The sequence below is a fragment of the Pseudomaricurvus sp. genome (assembly GCF_965662505.1).
In the GTDB taxonomy this organism is placed as follows: domain Bacteria; phylum Pseudomonadota; class Gammaproteobacteria; order Pseudomonadales; family Cellvibrionaceae; genus Pseudomaricurvus.
This window is the reverse complement of sequence record NZ_CBFIHX010000002.1, coordinates 1-18,347: the sequence shown is the minus strand read 5'-3', so window position 1 is coordinate 18,347 and position 18,347 is coordinate 1. Positions and strand designations below refer to the sequence as shown.

The 18,347-nt window shown below is 53.6% G+C and carries 16 protein-coding genes; 8 read left to right on the top strand and 8 right to left on the bottom strand.

The annotated features are described in order from the left end of the window. The 3 genes from ACTG33_RS00405 (at position 1) to yjgA (ending at position 2,347) form a co-directional block, all read left to right on the top strand. Positions 1-270: an HPr family phosphocarrier protein gene (locus ACTG33_RS00405; protein ID WP_439133181.1), complete on the top strand. Its 270-nt coding sequence runs from the start codon at positions 1-3 to the stop codon at positions 268-270. Between the two features lie 129 nt (positions 271-399). Beyond that, entirely contained in the window at positions 400-1,764 is a 1,365-nt protein-coding gene (gene mgtE / locus ACTG33_RS00400) for a magnesium transporter (RefSeq protein ID WP_439133180.1), read from the top strand. A gap of 58 nt (positions 1,765-1,822) precedes the next feature. Next, positions 1,823-2,347, top strand: coding sequence for a ribosome biogenesis factor YjgA (yjgA, locus tag ACTG33_RS00395; protein WP_439133179.1), 525 nt, complete (start codon positions 1,823-1,825; stop codon positions 2,345-2,347). A gap of 22 nt (positions 2,348-2,369) precedes the next feature. On the opposite strand, the gene ACTG33_RS00390 is transcribed toward yjgA, so the two are convergent. The 6 genes from ACTG33_RS00390 to ACTG33_RS00365 all read right to left on the bottom strand — a co-directional run bounded on the left by ACTG33_RS00390 (position 2,370) and on the right by ACTG33_RS00365 (position 11,161). Further along, positions 2,370-6,452 carry a YhdP family protein gene (locus ACTG33_RS00390; RefSeq protein ID WP_439133178.1) on the bottom strand — a complete coding sequence of 1,361 codons (4,083 nt, stop codon included), beginning with the start codon at positions 6,450-6,452 and terminating at the stop codon, positions 2,370-2,372. A gap of 3 nt (positions 6,453-6,455) precedes the next feature. After that, positions 6,456-7,949: a ribonuclease G gene (gene rng, locus ACTG33_RS00385; protein WP_439133177.1), complete on the bottom strand. Its 1,494-nt coding sequence runs from the start codon at positions 7,947-7,949 to the stop codon at positions 6,456-6,458. A gap of 25 nt (positions 7,950-7,974) precedes the next feature. Further along, positions 7,975-8,571, bottom strand: coding sequence for a Maf family protein (locus tag ACTG33_RS00380; RefSeq protein ID WP_439133176.1), 597 nt, complete (start codon positions 8,569-8,571; stop codon positions 7,975-7,977). A 90-nt stretch (positions 8,572-8,661) separates the two neighbouring features. Beyond that, positions 8,662-9,144, bottom strand: coding sequence for a rod shape-determining protein MreD (gene mreD, locus ACTG33_RS00375; protein WP_439133175.1), 483 nt, complete (start codon positions 9,142-9,144; stop codon positions 8,662-8,664). Next, on the bottom strand, positions 9,145-10,011 hold the full coding sequence (mreC, locus tag ACTG33_RS00370) for a rod shape-determining protein MreC (protein WP_439133174.1): 867 nt from the start codon (positions 10,009-10,011) through the stop codon (positions 9,145-9,147). 115 nt (positions 10,012-10,126) lie between these two features. Further along, positions 10,127-11,161 (bottom strand): rod shape-determining protein, encoded by a 1,035-nt coding sequence (locus ACTG33_RS00365; protein ID WP_439133173.1) that lies wholly within the window; start codon positions 11,159-11,161, stop codon positions 10,127-10,129. 465 nt (positions 11,162-11,626) lie between these two features. Between ACTG33_RS00365 and gatC the strand changes: the two genes are divergently transcribed. The 5 genes from gatC to cysZ all read left to right on the top strand — a co-directional run bounded on the left by gatC (position 11,627) and on the right by cysZ (position 16,182). Next, complete coding sequence (gene gatC / locus ACTG33_RS00360; protein ID WP_369413160.1) at positions 11,627-11,908, top strand: Asp-tRNA(Asn)/Glu-tRNA(Gln) amidotransferase subunit GatC; 282 nt, start codon at positions 11,627-11,629, stop codon at positions 11,906-11,908. Positions 11,909-11,964: 56 nt separating this feature from the next. Beyond that, positions 11,965-13,419, top strand: a complete 1,455-nt coding sequence (gatA, locus tag ACTG33_RS00355; protein WP_439133172.1) for an Asp-tRNA(Asn)/Glu-tRNA(Gln) amidotransferase subunit GatA — start codon at positions 11,965-11,967, stop codon at positions 13,417-13,419. Positions 13,420-13,489: 70 nt separating this feature from the next. Next, positions 13,490-14,956, top strand: a complete 1,467-nt coding sequence (gene gatB / locus ACTG33_RS00350) for an Asp-tRNA(Asn)/Glu-tRNA(Gln) amidotransferase subunit GatB (RefSeq protein ID WP_439133171.1) — start codon at positions 13,490-13,492, stop codon at positions 14,954-14,956. 59 nt (positions 14,957-15,015) lie between these two features. Then, positions 15,016-15,312: a PA4642 family protein gene (locus ACTG33_RS00345; RefSeq protein ID WP_439133170.1), complete on the top strand. Its 297-nt coding sequence runs from the start codon at positions 15,016-15,018 to the stop codon at positions 15,310-15,312. Positions 15,313-15,426: 114 nt separating this feature from the next. Next, positions 15,427-16,182 (top strand): sulfate transporter CysZ, encoded by a 756-nt coding sequence (gene cysZ / locus ACTG33_RS00340; RefSeq protein WP_439133169.1) that lies wholly within the window; start codon positions 15,427-15,429, stop codon positions 16,180-16,182. Positions 16,183-16,197: 15 nt separating this feature from the next. Here the strand turns inward: cysZ and ACTG33_RS00335 are convergent, their stop codons facing one another. After that, a complete protein-coding gene (locus tag ACTG33_RS00335; RefSeq protein WP_439133168.1) occupies positions 16,198-18,102 on the bottom strand; it encodes a sensor histidine kinase in 1,905 nt (634 codons plus the stop codon). A 25-nt stretch (positions 18,103-18,127) separates the two neighbouring features. Next, positions 18,128-18,347, bottom strand: a 220-nt coding sequence (locus ACTG33_RS00330; RefSeq protein WP_439133167.1) for an EAL domain-containing protein, incomplete at its 5' end; no start/stop codon positions are given.

The window sequence follows — 18,347 nt, the reverse complement described above, 5'->3', positions numbered from 1 at the left end:
ATGCTGACTGATACCGTCACCATCATTAATAAATTGGGGCTCCATGCCCGCGCAGCGGCCTTATTTGCCAGCACAGCCTCCCGCTATTCCAGCCAGATCAAAGTGGGCCTGAACGGAAAACTCGTCGATGCCAAGAGCGTCATGTCACTGATGTTACTTGCCGCGAATCAGGGCACCGAAATCACCTTGCAAGCCGAGGGGCAGGATCAGCAAGAGGCCATGCAAGCCATCATCGAACTCATCAACAATCGCTTTGACGAAGACGAATAAGCAACTACAACTCAGCCAACCAGACCTCGACGAAACGGCGTAAGTCTGGCCTTCCACTGGCTTATGCCGCCAAGCCCCATTAGAATACACGCCGTTAACCTCACTCAATACGGATACGTGTGAACGCCTATGTCTCAAAACACCGATGAATTGCTCGCATTAACTCAGGCACAACTCGGTGAAATCAATGAGGCATTGGAAAGCGGTACCTTTCAACAGGTACGGCGCATGCTCAACGGCCTGCAACCGGTCGAAATAGCTCACCTGCTGGAATCTTCCCCGCCCCCATCCCGCCGCGTGCTTTGGCGCCTGGTCGATAGCGATCTGGAAGGTGAAGTTCTGCAGGAACTCTCGGAAGAAGTACAGGCTCAATTCCTGCGCGGGATGGGCACCGAAGAGGTAGTCGCCATCACCGAAGGCATGGACACGGACGATTTGGCCGATGTTCTGCAACGCCTGCCAGACCGCGTGATTCAGGAAGTACTCGCCGCGATGGACGCTCAGGATCGCCAGCGGGTAGAGCAGGTGCTCTCCTACGACGAGGACACCGCCGGCGGCCTGATGGATACCGATACGGTGACCGTTCGCCCCAGGGTGACACTGGACGTCGTGTTTCGCTATCTGCGCCGCCACGACGAACTTCCGGACTCCACCGACAGCCTGATCGTAGTGAACAGTAAAGGGCAGTACGTTGGCCTGCTGCCGCTGTCGCGCCTGTTGACTTCATCGCCCACCAGTACCGTGCGGGAGTTGATGCGTACCGACTTTGAGCCCATTCCGGCGCACATGCCCGAGAACGAGGTAGCCAGTCTGTTTGAACGCCACAACTGGGTTTCGGCGCCGGTGATCGATGACAACGGCATTGTCGTCGGGCGAATCACCATTGATGACGTGGTCGACGTGATCCGCGAAGGCGCTGACCACTCCTTTATGGGGATGGCCGGTCTGGATGAAGAAGAAGATACCTTTGCCCCCGTCTCCAGAACCGCGCCAAGACGCGCCATCTGGCTGGGTATCAACCTGCTCACCGCGATTATTGCCTCGGCCGTGATCAATATTTTTCAGGATACCATCGACAAGGTGGTGGCACTGGCCGTGCTGATGCCCATTGTCGCCAGCATGGGCGGCGTAGCTGGCAGCCAAACTCTGACCGTTATGATCCGAGGGATGGCACTGGGCAAAATTGGCCGCAACAATATTAATTGGCTGCTCTCGCGAGAGTTTTTCGTCGGCTTGCTGAACGGACTGCTCTGGGCGGGGCTTATGGCTGTGATAGCCGGTTTGTGGTTTGACGATATGACCATCGCCGCGATCATCGCCGCAGCCATGGTCATCAACCTGATTACCGCCTCGGTCGCGGGTGCACTGCTGCCCATCACCTTGCGCAGCATGAATATTGACCCGGCGCTGGCTGGCAGCGTGGCGCTGACCACCGTGACCGACGTCGTGGGCTTCTTTGCCTTCCTTGGTCTGGCCACCTATTTTTACGCTTAATACGTTTTTAAACTCAACACGTTTTTAGACCTAACACATTTTTCAACGGATATTCCCGATGTCTCAATTTGACGATTTTCCCGACCGCGACGATGAAGAAGAGTACATTCCTTCAAAAACTGACATTAAGAAGGAAATGGCCGCTCTGCAGGATTTGGGAACAAAGATTGTTGAACTCAGCGATAAATTCATTGCCCGCATTCCCATTGAAGGCGAACTGGCCGATGCCATACACCAGGCACGGGGCATGAAGCACCGCGAGGGGCGCAGACGCCAGCTGCAATTTATTGGCAAATTGATGCGCAAAGCCGAAAATATTGAAGAGATTAAAACCGCCTACGAGCGGGTAATCTCAATTGGTCAGGAACACACCAAAATTCAGCACCAAACCGAACATAGGCGAGATCGCTTACTGGAAGACGGCAATGAAGCACTGCAAACGTTTGTGGCAGAGTACCCACACTGCGAGGTGCAATACCTGCGTCAATTGATTCGCAACAGCCAAAAAGAGCAGAGCCAACAGAAAGCACCAACCTCAGCCCGTAAATTGTTCCGCTACATTCGCGATATCATCGAAGCCTGAGCCCAGCCGGACCGAACCTCACTCACCGTTCGTTCGCTTTACGTCTTCTTTTTTTGCCTTCACTGGCGGCTTCACGACTGTCATCGGCGGCTTGTTGAGCCGCCTTGTTGTCAAACAGCTTATCAAACTCAATGGCCGGATCACTCCACGACCCTTTGATGCTATAACTGACGCTGGCGACCCGCTCCATCTGCTTCTTGAAAATTTTACTGATTGCATACACCCCGGCGGCGGCAGGCAGGCCGCCTGCAAACGCCGCGATCAGGGTGGCATTACCTCCCACGGGAAGCGTCGCCACCAAGGAGGTATCCAGGGTTTCTTCAGGCAAGTTGATCTTACCTCCCATTTTCAACACGGACGACGTATTTCTCACCTCCATAGGCTGAGTCAGGTACACGATACCTTTCTCAAACTGGATCTCGCCAGCCACACTCTCAAAGGGGGTTCCGCCTTTAAATACATCCGAAAAGTCCAACTGCAAACGGCGAATCCAGCTGTCGAAATTAAACAACCCCACCAATCGTAACAAGGCGTTACTGGCCTGGCCGGTTGAACGATAAAAACGGCCATCCTGTACACTCACCTTCATTTTGCCCTGCAGATCCGCCACGGAAACCTCAGCCGGATTGCCAGGCCACAACAAGTTAACATCCAGCTCCACGGACTTGCTGTCCATCATTCTGGGAAGCTCCCAGGCGTCCGAGATATTCGCCAGATTACCACCCGACAACTTGCCATAAAATCGCGTGCGCTCTTTGCCTCGACCTTTTCTCCAAATAAGAGAAGCACCTTGCTCTTGCGCAGTGTTGCTGTTTTGGTTTGTCTGTTCTTTTTGATTAGTGCTATCAGACTTTGGCTCTCTGGCCGACACATGAACACCATTGACACTGCCCAGCAAATTAGAGATCACCAGGCCTGACTGATCGGGTCGCGCCTGAAAACTCCAGCGACCATAGTGTTTATCGCCCAGAGAGAGCTCCCCTACTGAGAAATCCACAGCGGGAATATCCTGAGGCTGTACCGAACTCAACTTCTGACTGAAGCCGTTTTCTTCAGCGGCTGGATCCGCACCCTCTGCACTGCCTGATTCAAGCGCTGGCCAACGGATATAATCCAGCTCGACATTCAGCGGCCTGCCATCATCTGCCAGGAAAAAAGCACCTTTGACCCGATCATCATCCAGCCGGATGCGCCAACCCTGCTTGCGTTGCCCTCCCCCGACCTGAACGGCTTTCAGCTCGACCTCACCCCAACTGAATTCCTCAATAAATAACTGAAGGTTTAAATTAGAACTGGCTACAGTCTGAACCGTCGATACCTGTACCGTCGACGCCTCTCCCGCCGACAATTCCCCAGCCCCAACGCCAGAGGAAAACTGCTCTGCAAAAGTCTGATAACGCTGAACCACAGGCCACCACTGCTCCGCATCCAGACGATCGATCGCCCCATCCAGCCAGAGACCATCATTGACATGTAATTGACTGGGCTGCCCCAAAGCGATGAGGCCCTCCACAGGCTGATCTTTGGCCGTCTGAATATTCACCGAGACCAGATTATCGTAGTTGACCCTATAGCTGGTGTGATTGCGGGCAACAGGAATGTCTAGCTTGAGAGAACGTTTTTCCGAGACGGCTTTGCCGTAAGGGGCCGGCAGATCAATGCTTGCCCCGGACAAGTCTGAACTCGCCTGAATCCGCACCGGAATTTCACCCGATGCTACAGAAACCTCACCACTGACAGGCACTACACCTTCAATAAACATAAGCTCCGGTCTTCGGGACCAGGACGCCAGGCGAGCAAAGTCCAGCGGGCCTTTAAAGTGAATATCCGTATTCATAGGTGTAGATGGAGACGCAGGCGTAGAAGCAATGCGCAGAGCCAGAGACTGATCCCAGAGTCGGGCAGACAGGGTTTCTGCATACAGCCCGCGCGTATCCGAATACATCAGGTCACCGCCCAGCCGGTCAAAATCCAGTCCGAGACTTTGCATCATCAAATCGGCATTCCGCAGAGATACATCCACTTGCTGGCGACTGCCGGTCTCGCCCGCCTTTAGGGGGATGCGCAACTGCACTTCAGCCTTCATGTCACCTTTTAGCGACCATTCGTCCAGAGCACCACCCAGAGCATCACGGATAGGGGTTTGCGTCAGTACCTGCAAGCCGGCGCTGGCATCGCCCGACAACGCACCGTTAATTTGCAACAGCGAGCCTTCACCTTGGGGGTTGGCTCCCACCTCCAGATAGGTAGGCTGAAGCGCAGAACTCAGGAACTGCCCTTCATCCACCCAGCCCTGCACGCGAGTATCGTCGATTTCCAAAAAACCGGAAAACGTTTGCAGCACTGGCCAGCGGGGATCAAAGCTCAACTCACCGTCTGCGACATTCAAAGCGACCTGTACGGAGCGGGTGTCGGAGGCTCCTCCACCAAAATAGCCTTCCATCAGGAAGCCACCCGAGGGTACTGCACCTTGCACAATAGAACTGTCCAGCCAGGCCAGCAGCGAATCCGGAACCACCTTCGGCACCAGTTTCTTATGGTCGATTGCGTGACCATTCTGCAAACCGATCTGCAACATGAGTTCTGTAGGACGTGAGTTGCGCTCCAGCGGGGCGTCCAGATAAAAATACCCGCTGGCTTCACCCAGCTGCCCCTGCATGTTCAGAACATTGCTGTAGACCTGCGCCTGATTGTCTTCAGGTCGTACCGTCCAACCCACCACGCCCTGTGCCCGCTCAAATTCAAAGGCGTTGTGATACACCTGAGGAAAGTGCATTAATAGCCCTTCCTGACTGTCAATTTCCACAAAACCGCTTAGGGATGACGCCTCCAGATAGCCGTCCAGCTGCCGAATTTCCGGTGCGCCCTTCCAGTCATTGACCGAGACCTGCTGTAAATTTGCCCTCAACACAAAATCCATCGGTGACGTTTTGGGAATAGCAACGTGAATATTGCTGACCGTACCCGTAGCACCGAACTCACCCACCAGCCTGATTACCGCTTCCGGGATATCGTGCTCTGGAAAGCGACTGAACCGATCCAATTCCCGGGACAGTTCGGCCAATTCCAACTGTGGGATCTGCACCTCCCAACGCTCCGGATCAGGGTGACTTGCCAGACTCGCGCTGAGGGATTGGCTTTGTTGATCTCGCCAAAAGGCTTGTAAGCCCTGAAGGTTCAGCTTCCAGTCTTTTGGAGACGAATACTGCCCAGTGATTTCTCCACCGATACGCACAGGAATGGCGGGATTGACTTCAGTAGTGCGATGAAAATTGACGCTGCCCTGCAGAGTGACCGGCTGCTCCGGCCGGGTTTTCAGCCATATTTCCGATGATACCAAACCATCCTGGATGCCCGCCCGAGCTGCAGCGTCTTCAGAGACAAACGCCACCGCGCTGGGGAGAGGGTAATTGTCCAGTTTGAGGTAACCATCGCCGTGGAACTCACTGGCGTCTCGTGGATCACCGAGGCCTTCATACACCAGTTGTACCGTATCGGGCTGATTCGGTAAATCCACATCGGCGGTCAAACGGTGGAAGTGACGGTCATTTTCCAGCCGCAGCTGAGTAAACCCAACCTCTTGCTGGCGGCCGCTGTGAAAATTAAACGTCGTGTGAATATCGTCAAACAGGATATGCCGTCCGATCAGCATCGCATCGACCGGATCCAGTGAGGAAGAGCGGCTCTTGGGTGTATTAACCCCTGACAGCTGCCAGTGTCCTGCTGGTGTTTGGTCAAACACCACCTGCACTTCCGCAAGTTCAACCTCCCAGAAACGCAGATCCCAATCCCGCAAGGAGAGCAACAGACCCAACTGGGCAGAGGCGTGTTTCACCGTAAGCACTTGCTCGCCGTCTGCGGTAGTGACCAAAACCTGATCTACAGACAGTTCCGGGCGCAGGCTGTCCCAACGGGCCTGAATGTTGCCAATCTGAACACGAGCACCCAACTGCTCTGTCAGGTAGTTTTCGAGGCGCGTGCGATTTTCAGAGACCAGCGGAGCGAACATTCGCCCCAGCTGAACCACCACAGCCGTCACGATCAGCAAAACCGCGACAAATCCGATCAGCTTTCCCGCGATCCTGCGAGAGTGCTTTTTGCTCATGGATTACACCAAAATAATGTCGTACTGCTCTTGGCTGTAGATGCTTTCGACCTGAAACTGGATGGTACAGCTGATAAATTCTTCCAGGTCAGCCACGTTGGAAGATTCTTCGTCAAGCAGCCTCTCGATCACCATTTGGGAAGCCAACACCAGAAATTTTTCGTTGTTGTAGGCACGGGCTTCACGCAGAATTTCACGAAAGATTTCATAACAAACGGTTTCGGCAGATTTTAAGGTGCCCCGCCCCTGACAGGTCGTACAGGGCTCACACATAATCTGCCCCAGCGATTCCCGGGTGCGCTTGCGGGTCATTTCCACCAGCCCCAATTCCGACACGCCGGTAATCGAAGTTTTGGCATGATCCCGTTCGCTCATTTTTTCCAGCGTGCGCAATACCTGTCTCTGGTGTTCGGTATCTTTCATGTCGATAAAATCGAGAATGATAATGCCACCCAGATTGCGCAGCCGCAGCTGACGGGCAATGGCCGTAGCCGCTTCCAGATTGGTTTTGAAGATCGTCTCTTCCAGATTACGATGCCCCACAAACGCGCCCGTGTTCACATCCACTGTGGTCATGGCTTCTGTCTGCTCAATAATCAGATAGCCACCGGATTTCAGCTGAACCTTGGTTTCCAGCGCCTTCTGAATCTCATCCTCAACGCCGTAGAGCTCAAACAGAGGGCGTTCACCCGGATAGTGTTCAATGCGACGGGCAATCTCGGGAGCGTATTTCTCGGCAAAGCCGACCATTTGGGCGTGCACTTCCCGCGAATCGACACGCACCTTTTCAATCCTCGGCTTCACCAGATCTCGCAGAGTGCGCATAAATAACGGCAGGTCTTCGTGAATGGCAGATTTTACCGGGACTGTTTTGATCTTCTCTTCCAGCTCTTGCCAAAGACGGTACAGAAAAGGAATATCCGCACACAGCTCATCCCCCTGAACGCCTTCTGCCACCGTGCGAATGATAAAACCGCCATCGGCGGCGGCACCCAGGGGCTGCTCTGCCCATTCTGCCATGGTGTCTTCGACCAGAGACTTTAAGCGAGCGCGCTCGGACTCATCCTCAATTCGGGTGGAGATTCCAATGTGGCGAGTTTGCGGCATATACACCAAATAGCGACCCGAAACAGACAGATGCGTCGTCAGACGCGCCCCTTTGGTGCCAATCGGATCCTTCAGGATCTGAACCACCAGAGACTGGCCTTCGCGCACGATGTTGCGGATATCGTCCACTTCAGCGTTGCGATCTTCCATCCCGTCGGCGCCCAGCGGGGCGATATCCGCCGCGTGGATAAAACCGGCACGCTCCAGGCCGATATCCACAAACGCCGCTTGCATCCCCGGCAGAACCCGAACGACCTTGCCCTTAAAAATGTTGCCAACGTAGCCTTTGCGCTGAGTTCGTTCGATGTAAACTTCCTGCAACATGCCATTTTCCACCAGCGCTGTTCGCGTCTCGGTAGGCGAGGCATTCACCAATAGCTCTTCACTCATCAATCCATTCCTTTTACATCGCGCGCTACAAAACAGCCACACCGTATTCTTCTAATAATTCTCTGGTTTCGCTAAGAGGCAGGCCCACTACGCCGCTGTAGCTACCGGACAGGCTTTTTACAAAAACTGCACCCAGCCCTTGTATCGCATAGCCCCCCGCCTTGCCTGTCGGCTCTCCCGTGCGCCAATAGCGCAGGGCTTCGTCAGGACTGACCGAATGAAACACAACCTCTGTAGAGGATAGTCTTCCTATCGTGCCCTGCTCGCTTGTCAGCGCCACCGCTGACAGCACCCGATGCGCCCGACCCGACAACGCGGCCATCATCGCCAGCGCGTCAGCTTCATCCTCGGGCTTTTCCAAGACCTGGCCATCCAGCTCAATCAAGGTGTCTGCACCAATGACTGGCCGCACCGGCAGCGAGTCAGTCTCTGGCAAGCCTGTTAAATACTGCCATCCGGCAAGTGATTTTTCATGCGCTAAACGTTGAACGTAGCCTTCAGGTGATTCGTGAGATGCCTGTTGCTCGGGCACATTCACGGAAAGGACCTGGTATTGGACACCGATTTGCGAGAGTAATTCACGTCTGCGGGGTGACTGGGAGGCGAGGTACAGATCAACCATGTATTCAGTATTACATCCTGTTCTCTAGGGGCAAGTCGGCAGTCGTTAATATCTGTGGATATCTATGGCCAAAACGAACACCACAAACGCTCAGCTGACTCTGTAACGTATTCTGATGTGCTCCAGATATAACCAAAGCAGTGGCCACAGCAGGGCACTGGTGAGCGCCGGCATCAAAAACACCAGGTTATGAGCTGCGTGCCCCTGTAAGCTGTGAACCCAATTGTCGACCAATTGATACAGCCCCACCAGCACAAAAACAAAGAACGTCTGATGCCACAAAGTGTAATTGCGCATACGCTGATAAGACAACAGGCAGACATAGGCAACAACCATCAGCGCCATGGCGTGTTGCCCTAACATCACGCCCTCCAGCAAGTCCTGACAGCAGCCCAGCAGCCAGATAAACAACAAACTGCTCTGCTGTGGCATCACCAATACCCAGTAGATCACCAGCATGGGGACAAATTCAGGCCGCAACCAGCCGCTTTCACGACCGAGAGGAAAAATCATCAACAGCAGGGCGATCAGAAAAGAGAGCCAGATTATGAAACGGTTGTGGCCTTTTACCATTTAGGGAGCCTCATCACCTTCGGAGGGCGTCACCTTGGTCTTATCCGTGGTCGGATTGAGCGACTGAGCATCGGCTTCCACTCTCCGACTCTCACCACTGAATACCAACAACACATGACGGCTGCGGTTGAGCTGAGCCTCAGGACGCGCTTCAACCTGAGCGAAGGGCTCGCCAGGATCGTGAATCACCGAGGTGATCGTCGCCACCGGGTAGCCCACCGGGAAGCGTTGCCCCAACCCGGAGCTGACCAGCAAATCCCCTTCGCGGACGTCCACCGTATTGGCCAGATGGCGCAACTTGAGGCGATACAGGTCACCGGTCCCCTCTGCCACAGCGCGTACACCATTGCGGTTAATCTGTACGGGCAATGCGTGAATGGCATCGGTAATCAACAGGATCTGCGAGGAGAATTCGTTAACTTCAACCACTTGCCCCATCAGACCGTTGGCATCCAGCAGCGGCTGTCCCAAGTACACTCCATCCCTTCGGCCTTTATTGACGATCACCCGATGGGTCAGCGGATCGGGAGAAACGCCAATCAACTCCGCCACCAAAACCCTATCCTTAACCGTTTCAGCGGAGTTCAACAGTTGACGAAGACGCACATTTTCAGCCGCCAAGGCAGCCATACGCTGCAATCGGCGCTTGTGAATCAGTAACTCGGCTTTTAATTCCTGGTTTTCCTGCTGGAGCTGATCGCGAGTAAGAAAGGTCTCCTGCCCCCATTCCAGAACAGATCCGGGAGCATCCACCACCCAGTAGAGGGGTGCCACGACCGAGCCCAGCCTGGCCCTTAGGGGGTCGAGCAGGTCGGTGTAAACATTAAGTAGGATTAGAATCAGGGCAATCGCCCCCAGCCCCGTCACTCGGGAAGCCGCTGAGGGACCTTGAGAAAACAGTGGTTTGATGGTGCTCGCTCCTGCTCAGTCGCTGCAGGTTATGATTCACCTGCAGATTACTGATTGAATGAGTGAAATTAGATCAGCTGGACAGCAGGTCGATGCTGCGGCTGTCCATCAACTCCATTGCACGGCCACCACCGCGAGCCACACAAGTAAGAGGATCTTCCGCCACAATAACCGGCAGTCCGGTTTCTTCGGTCAGCAGACGATCGATATCGCGCAACAAGGCTCCGCCGCCAGTCAACACAATACCACTTTCGGCGATATCAGACGCCAATTCCGGCGGAGACTGCTCCAGAGCGCTTTTCACAGACTGGACGATACCCGCCAGTGTTTCCTGCAGAGCTTCCAGAATCTCATCGCTGTTTAGGGTAAAGCTGCGCGGTACACCCTCAGCCAGGTTGCGGCCGCGCACATCGATTTCACGCAATTCACTGCCGGCGTAAGCACAGCCAATTTCCTGTTTGATGCGCTCTGCCGTGGCATCGCCGATCACACTGCCGTAATTGCGACGCACGTAGTTCACAATCGCCTCATCAAAGCGATCACCACCAATGCGGACAGAATCGGAGTAGACCACACCATTCAGGGAAATAATGGCAATTTCAGTGGTACCACCACCGATATCCACCACCATGGAGCCTGTTGCCTCTTCCACTCTCAGACCAGCACCTATAGCGGCGGCCATTGGTTCTTCGATCAGGCGCACTTCACGGGCACCGGCGCCCAGAGCTGACTCACGAATGGCGCGCTTTTCAACTTCAGTAGACAGGCACGGCACACAGACCAGTACGCGCGGGCTCGGCTGAAACCAGCTGTTTTCGTGCACTTTCTTAATAAAGTGCTGCAGCATCTTCTCAGTGACCTGAAAGTCGGCAATCACGCCATCTTTCAATGGACGAATAGCGGTGATATTACCGGGCGTACGCCCCAGCATGCGCTTGGCTTCGACCCCGACGGCCTCAACGATTTTTTGGCCGTTGTGCTGGCGAATCGCCACAACAGAAGGCTCATCAAGCACGATCCCACGTTCGCGGACGTAAATTAGAGTATTGGCTGTTCCCAGATCGATGGAAAGGTCGTTGGAGAAAACTCCGCGCAGGCGTTTTAACATGTACTTGGTTAAACCTTATTTAGTGGTCTTTCTAATGGAGGGTTCACAGAGACTCTGCATACGCCCGGCGTCTGCCAGCGCCACTGCTCTCAAACTCACAAGAACGCAGCGCATACTCACCTCATAACGTTAGCAGGAATAGCACGTACTCACACGTTAGAAATCAGCGGTAATAGACTCCGGTACATCGCGTTAGTTCCCCCTTATACGTACCGCCTATCAACCAACAGAGCGCAAAACGGCCCGAATGACGGCGGCAGATGGAACATATTATGGGAAAAACGCGACAGAGACCCTTAAATGAACGAACTCTATCAACGGCAGGGATTTAGAGCAAGGCGCAAATATGGTAACTTTAGCGCCCTTATTCACAAAAGCCCGCTGAATACCCCTTTCATGAGGAGAACAGGCTCTAAAATGCCTACTCTCTGGCCGGGTACAAGCCCTTAATTTTCGGAGATACAAGTGGATCGTTCAGACATTGCAAAGCTGGCTGAACTGGCGCGCATCGAGATTGCAGATTCAACTGTCGATGAGGTCGCCAAAAGCATAACGGACGTACTGACCCTGGTTGACCAGCTTCAGGCCGCCGACACCGACGGCATTGCCCCCATGGCTCACCCCCTGGACGCCACCCAGCGCCTGAGAGCCGACGTGGTAACCGAAAGCAACCGACGGGAAGATTTTCAGGCTTTGGCCCCTGCGGCAGAGCAAGGACTGTATCTGGTGCCCAAAGTTATCGATTAACACTCTGCTACCGATAACTCTCAGGCCAAACGACTTAAAACACCCAGGACACCCCCATGCACAATTTGACCATTGCCGAGCTGATCAAGGGCTTGCGCAACAAGGATTTTTCCAGTGTCGAGCTGACGCGCCATTATCTGGATCGCATCGCCCGTCTGGACAGCCGCTACAACAGCTTTATTACCGTCACTGAAGACATCGCCATGGCACAGGCCAAGGCCGCCGATGAGCGCTTGGCTCTGGGCGATGCCCCGGCGCTGTGTGGCGTCCCCATTGCCCACAAAGACATCTTCTGCACCAATGGCATTCGCACCAGCTGTGGCTCCAAAATGCTGGATAACTTTATCCCGCCCTACGACGCCACTGTGGTCGAAAACTACCGCAACGCCGGTGCCGTGATGCTGGGTAAGGTCAACATGGACGAGTTCGCCATGGGCTCCTCCAACGAAAGCAGCTTTTACGGGCCGGTGAAAAACCCCTGGAACACCAATTGTGTGCCCGGCGGTTCCTCTGGCGGATCTGCAGCGGCGGTCGCCGCGCATCTGGCTCCAGCGTCCACCGCCACGGATACCGGCGGCTCCATCCGCCAGCCAGCCAGTCTGTGTGGCCTGACAGGCCTGAAGCCCACCTATGGCCGGGTTTCCCGCTGGGGCATGATCGCCTTTGCCTCCAGTCTGGATCAGGGCGGTCCTCTGACCCGCACCGCCGAAGACGCCGCCATCATGCTGAACACCATGGCCAGCTTTGACGCCAAGGATTCCACTTGTGTGGATCAGCCTCTGGAAGATTACACCGCCAACCTGAATGACAGCCTGCAAGGCCTGCGCATCGGCGTACCCAAAGAGTACTTTGGCGAAGGTCTCGATCCGCAAACCGGCGAACGCGTTCAGGCGGCCATCAAGGAGTTTGAAAAGCTGGGTGCCGAAATCAAGGAAATCAGCCTGCCACACACGGATCTTTCTGTGCCGGCCTACTACGTCATCGCTCCGGCGGAATGCTCCGCCAACCTGTCTCGCTTCGACGGCGTTCGCTACGGCTATCGCTGTGAAGATCCAAAAGACCTGAACGACCTCTATAAGCGCTCCCGCGGTGAAGGTTTTGGTGAGGAAGTGAAACGACGCATCCTGGTAGGTTCCTACGCGCTGTCTGCGGGTTATTACGACGCTTACTATCGCAAGGCCCAACAGGTTCGCCGCCTGATCAAACAGGATTTTGTGGACGCCTTTAATGATGTGGATGTGATTCTGGGGCCCACTGCAACGTCTCCGGCGTTTGAATTCGGCGCCAAGAGCAGCGATCCCGTCGCCATGTACCTGGAAGACATCTACACCATCGCCACTAACCTGGCGGGCTTGCCCGGCGTATCAATTCCCTGCGGCCTGGTCGACAACAAACCTGTGGGACTGCAATTGATCGGCAATTTCTTTGCTGAGGGCAAGCTGTTAAACGCCGCCCACCAGTTCCAGCAGGTAACGGATCACCACCAACAAACCGCACCGGATATTGATTGAATTCGGCCTCAGGGTGCGTCCCATTGTGACGAACCCTGCCGCTGACGATTACACATAAGAGCATCACATTATGGAATGGGAAACAGTTATTGGCCTGGAAGTGCACGTGCAACTGGCCACGACGACCAAGATTTTCTCCGGCGCCAGCACCGCTTTCGGCGCGGAGCCCAACACACAGGCCTGCGCCATTGACCTGGCCATGCCCGGCACACTGCCCGTCCCCAACGAGCAGGCGTTTCGCTACGCCGTTATGTTCGGTCTGGCGATTGACGCCGAGATCGGCAAGCGTTCCGTATTTGAACGCAAAAACTACTTCTACCCGGATCTGCCCAAAGGCTACCAGACCACCCAGCTGGAAAGCCCGATTGTTGGCCCCGGCCATGTGGAAATTCAACTGGAAGACGGCAGCACCAAGTCAATCCGCATACACCATGCACACCTGGAAGAAGATGCCGGCAAATCGCTTCACGAAGGTGATTTTGGCGGAATGGGGCACGGCATGTCAGGCATCGATCTGAATCGCGCCGGCACACCGCTGATTGAAATCGTCTCCGAACCCGACATGCGCAACGCCGAAGAAGCCGTGGCCTTTGCCCGAAAATTGCACTCGATTGTGACTTCCATCGGCATCTGTGACGGTCAGATGTCTCAGGGGTCGATGCGTTTCGACGTCAACATTTCTGTGCGCCCGAAAGGTACCGAAGAGTTAGGCACCCGAACCGAAACCAAAAACCTGAACTCGTTTAAGTTCATGGAAGACTGTATCGCGCTGGAAGTCGAACGTCAGATCGATCTGATTGAAGATGGCGGCACTGTCATTCAGGAGACCCGCCTGTACAACGGTGACACCAAGGTCGCGCGTTCCATGCGCAGTAAAGAAGAAGCCAACGATTACCGCTACTTCCCCTGCCCGGATCTGCTGCCCATCGAAATCGACGACGACTTTATAGATGCGGCTCGTCAATCCCTGCCAGAACTGCCCGACGCACGTCAGCAGCGTTTTGTGGATCAGCACAAACTATCCGACTACGACGCCGGCATTCTCGCTGCAGACTCTGCCACGGCACACTTTTTCGAAAGCACAGCTGAAAAGTGTGGCGATGCTAAATTGGCGGCGAACTGGGTGATGGGCGAAGTGTCTGCACACCTGAATGCGGAAGAAAAAGACATCACCAGCAGCCCTGTCAATACCGACATGCTGGCCGGACTGATTGCCCGCATCAAAGACAACACCATTTCCAATAAAATCGCCAAGCAGGTTTTCGAAGCCATGTGGCTGGGTGAAGGCGATGCCGACACCATTATCGAAGCCAAAGGCCTGAAACAAATGTCAGATACTGGCGAACTTGAAAAGATCGTCGACGATGTGATCGCAGCCAATCAGGCCATGCTGGAAGACTGGTTGTCGTCTGAACCGGACAAACGCAAGAAGAAGATGGGCGGATTTATGGGCCCTATCATGAAAGCCACCAAGGGGCAGGCAAACCCCGGAATGGTGAATCAGATTCTGGCGAAAAAACTGAATTCCATGCTGTAAGGCCTGTCAGGCACAGCAGCACACGAACAATGTAGACTTACGATTGAAAGGTAACTCCCATGTCACTGAAAAAAGACAAACAAAAAGTTCTCGGCGAAGTGTTCGATGACGAGCGCATCAAAACCTTCCTGGAGATTCAACCCTACGGCGACATGAACGCTGATTTTCACATGCTGGAAAAAGCCTATCGCGGTATGAACGTAGACAATTTTGAAACCTTCGTGAAATTCTTCCAGGAAGGAGGCCGCGACATTAACGCGACCAACGAAGCAGGTAAAACCCTGTTTCAGATCGTCAGTGAACACCGTCTGGGCGACGAATACGCAGAGGTCTTAAAAAAGGCCGGCGGTCAGTAATGAACGCCTGCCGGTAAGTCTTGCTTACCGGCAGCTATCCCCCATACCTGCCACTCCCTCCCATAACAACAAACACTGACCACTACTCAACACTCAAAAACGAGTCTCGATGTTATGACCAATCACCCAATCAATGGAATGACGTATCTGACCCGTGCTGCACAATTGATTGTCACACCGCAATTGAGGTTGTTTGTTCTGGTCCCACTGCTGATCAACCTGGTGCTGTTCTTCGCAGCCACCTATCTGCTGATTGAACAGTTTGGCGTTGCCATGAGCTGGCTACTGGGCAGTCTGCCGGGCTGGCTGGATTTTCTCGCCTGGATTTTATGGGTAATCTTCGCCGCACTGGTGCTGGTGGTGTACGGCTACAGTTTCAGCATGATCACCAACATCATCGCTGCGCCCTTTTACGGCATATTGGCGGAGAAGACCGAAATTCTGGTGCGTGGCAAAGGGCCTGAACCGGAATCCCTCGGCCATATGATCCCCCGTACACTCGGACGTGAAATGGTGAAGCTCTGGTATTTTATCCTTCGCGGGCTTGGGATTTTGATACTGATGTTTGTGTTGTCGTTCATTCCGCTGATCAACGTCATCGTGCCAGTGATCGGTTTTCTCTGGGGTGCCTGGAGTATGGCTATACAGTATGTCGACTACCCCGCGGACAACAATCAACTCACTTTTTCTGACACCCGCAACCGTCTCTGGAGCCGCAAGTATTCCAGTTTTAGCCTCGGCGGACTGGTCATGCTGGGCACAATGATCCCGCTGGCCAATATTTTTGTCATGCCAATTGCTGTCGTGGGTGGGACACTGTTCTGGATTGATGAGCTGGACGCTCAGGCGACGGGAACGGCTGTACGATAACACCCGTCTTGTCGCTCACGAGCTCGGCTCTAACGATGACACAGGCGCAGCCAAGGTCACAGGCAGTCGAATGATAAACAGGGCTCCCGCACCGGCAGTGTCAACACAACGTATTGAGCCACCCAGATGCTTTGTCACCCACTGATGCACCAGATGCAGCCCCAGCCCAGTGTGACCTTTACCGCGCGCGGTGGTCACAAAAGGATCAAACTCCCGCTCTTTAATGTCTGGGGCTATCCCCTCACCGTCATCTTGAACGTGAATTTCGGCATACCCATTATCGGTTAAATTTGCCTTCACCCATATTGTGCCTGCCTGCCCCGCCTTATACCCGTGGGATAACGCGTTAACAATCAGGTTTTCAAGTGCCTGTGACAACAAACCTGGATTGGTTTTCAACCTAAGCTGCGGACTCACTTGATCAACCAGAGTTACATTGCTGTTTTTCAAACGAGGCTTCAAAGAAAGCTGGAGATCCTTCACCAGCTGCAGCAACGGAAACTCAACAATGTCGTCATGAGTCCTTTCTAGCGAGAAGCGCTTGAAGCTGTGAACCACAGCATTTGCCCGCTCAAGATTAGCCATCGACATTTTCACACTCTCTTCAGAGTAATCAACATACCCATCAAGTGCACTGCGAGTAAGCCCCGCATTAAGAGCCTGCTTGAGGTCATTGATCTTCTCTTGCAATCCCGACACCGCTAGCTGAGCCCCACCAATTGGCGTATTGAGTTCATGCGCAACGCCCGCCACCGTCATCCCCAAAGAAGCCAGCCGCTTACTCTCCACCAAATCATGTTGCAGGCTTTGTTGCTCTGCCAACGAACGGTCAAGATCAGCGTTTATCTTGGCTAACTCATCTTTTTCTTCCCTCAATTTCAAATTCAACCCGGCCACTTTCACCCGCGTACGGTAATCCCACCAAACGCAATAACCTCCAACCATAAGCAGTAAAAACGTAACCATGGCCGCAAGCTGAAGAGACAACCATCGATATTCTTCGATAACGGATTCCGGAGTTTGCGTCATCACGTAAAAAAACTTGCCATCCTGCCTGGGATCTCCACTCAGTAACAATCGACGATAGCTAGTCAGAGCTCCATCAAAGTGCTCTCCTACAATCGAATCAGAGTGTTGCATAGAGAACCAGAGATCCGGGTTCTGCTTTAACAATGAAGTGTTTCTGTTGCCTAGAACCCACCCCCACTCTTTACTTTTTTGCGGGTGCAACAACCAGTATCCCTCGGGATTAAGAACCTGACTCGCCGTCACATCGTTATTCCTGTCTGAAATCCGCTTCAACAATGGACCCAGATTATAATTAACAATTAACACACCCTTGGGCAGTGAATCCGCAATCCCTGTCTGAAGGGCTAATCGAAAAGTGGGCTGAAAGGGTGTGACAATGCTGCCATTTTCGACATTCAAATCAATCGGAGAAATGTATATATCAGGCGGCATAATTTTTTGAGACTCAATAAAATAATAACGCCCACTCTTATTCTGCCTCTCAAAATCTGGTACCACATAGGCCTCTTGGCCTGAAAAATCTACTCGAACACGTTCTATCCCCGAATCATCTATCCATCGAATTTGGAGAAAATTTTTGACCGTCTGGCCAAAACGCGAAAAGGTTCTGGCCACAAGATCCTGATTAAGCACAGGCTCAGCCTGAAGCCCCTCTACAACCCCATCATCCGTCGCGATCAAGCGCAACAGCGTCTCCAGATCGCCAACCTCACGAAGGATCAATTCAGAAACTTCGGCCCGCCTATTTTCCTGAGCATCCCAAATGCCCTGCATTCGGCCCTCAAAAAGCTTGTTATACAGAAAGTAACCCGTCAGCAATGAGCAACAAAGGACTAAAAACCCGATGAAAAGCATACGGAGCTGAAGGTTTCGATTCAGACTTTGGGACACAACCATTCCCCTAAAACAGCGCCAATCAGTTTTGTCTCAACCATTTCAGCAGCTCATCAAATCCCATCGGCTTGGCGAAAAGATAGCCTTGCCCCAATTCGCACCCCTTTTGTAATAGCATTTGACGCTGCTCCTCAGTTTCTATGCCTTCCGCAACCACCCGAAAATTAAAACGTTTACCCAGCTGAAGTACCATGTCCGCCACATGCTCCTGTGCCTTGTTCTGAGTGATCGCAGAAACGAAC